The following is a 1,165-nucleotide window of genomic DNA, read 5'->3' as shown; positions in this document are numbered from 1 at the left end:
ATACCGCTGAGCGGATGATCTGACTCTGGCGTGATTTGCGTGGCTTCGGCGACCGTGATTCCTTCGTACTAGATGCGACGAGGGAGATGCGGATGGCGTTGGAGATCAGCGACAGATATTCGGCAGGCGAGCTCCGGGCGATGGCCCGCCGAGAGACGAATGGGCGGGTGGCGAGCAGAATGCTGGCGATCGCCAATGCTCTCGATGGGATGAGCCGGGCGGATGCGGCGCGGGCTGCCGGCATGGATCGGCAGACGCTGCGCGACTGGGTGGTGCGCTACAACGAGGACGGCATTGCCGGGCTGTGCGACCTGCCGAAGGGCCATCCGGCACCGCGGCTGACGGAGGGCGAGCTGGCGGCGCTGTCCGCCGTCATCTTCCGCGGCCCCGATCCAGAGACGGACGGCGTATCGACCTGGACGCTGTCGGAACTGTGTCGCTGGATCGAGGCCCATTTCGGCAAGAGCCTGCACCCGGCCAGCCTGTCGCGCATCCTGCGCCAGAACGGCTTCTCCCGACAGAAGACGCGGCCGAGCCATCCGTTCAAGGATCCGAAAGCGCAGGAGCGCTTCCAAAAAAGGGGCTTCGCGAGGCCCTGAAGGCCGCTCTCCAAGCCCATCCCGATAAGCGGATCGAGGTGTGGTTTCAGGACGAGGCTCGGGTCGGCCAGAAGGGCCGGCTTTGCCATCGTTGGTGGACACGCGGTAAGCGTCCGCCCGGTCTCTGCGATCAACGTTTCGAGTGGACCTACATCTATGGTGCTGTCGAGCCGGCGACGGGGAGGTCCTTCGCGCTGATCCTGCCCTTCGCCAACAAGGAGATGATGAGCCTCTATCTGGCCGAGTTCGCCAAGACCATTGCCGATGAGGTTCACGTCGTCATGGTCCTCGACGGCGCCGGCTGGCACGGCAAGGCGGGGCTCAACGTGCCCGACGCCATCACGCTGGTTCCGCTGCCCGCCTACAGTCCAGAGCTCAACCCAGTGGAGCGGCTATGGCTCTATCTCAAGGAGACGTGCCTCTCGCTGCGCTTCTTCGCCGATCAGGCCGCCATCATCGACGCCTGCTGCCAAGCCTGGAACCGCGCCACCGAAAATCTTGAGCGCATCATCTCGCTCTGCAACTATCCCTGGATCAAGGCGGTCACTTCATAGGCTCAGCGGTAT

2 protein-coding genes are annotated in these 1,165 nt (G+C 64.1%); both read left to right on the top strand.

The annotated features are described in order from the left end of the window. Positions 1-92: 92 nt before the first annotated feature. Positions 93-599, top strand: coding sequence for an IS630 family transposase (locus SMD10_RS25405; protein WP_331688500.1), 507 nt, complete (start codon positions 93-95; stop codon positions 597-599). Further along, entirely contained in the window at positions 596-1,153 is a 558-nt protein-coding gene (locus SMD10_RS25400) for an IS630 family transposase (RefSeq protein ID WP_432757314.1), read from the top strand. The genes SMD10_RS25405 and SMD10_RS25400 overlap by 4 nt, the downstream gene beginning before the upstream one ends. Positions 1,154-1,165: the final 12 nt, after the last annotated feature.

Source organism: Consotaella aegiceratis (genome assembly GCF_036541425.1).
Taxonomy (GTDB): domain Bacteria; phylum Pseudomonadota; class Alphaproteobacteria; order Rhizobiales; family Rhizobiaceae; genus Consotaella; species Consotaella aegiceratis.
This window is presented reverse-complemented; position numbering and strand designations above follow the sequence as displayed.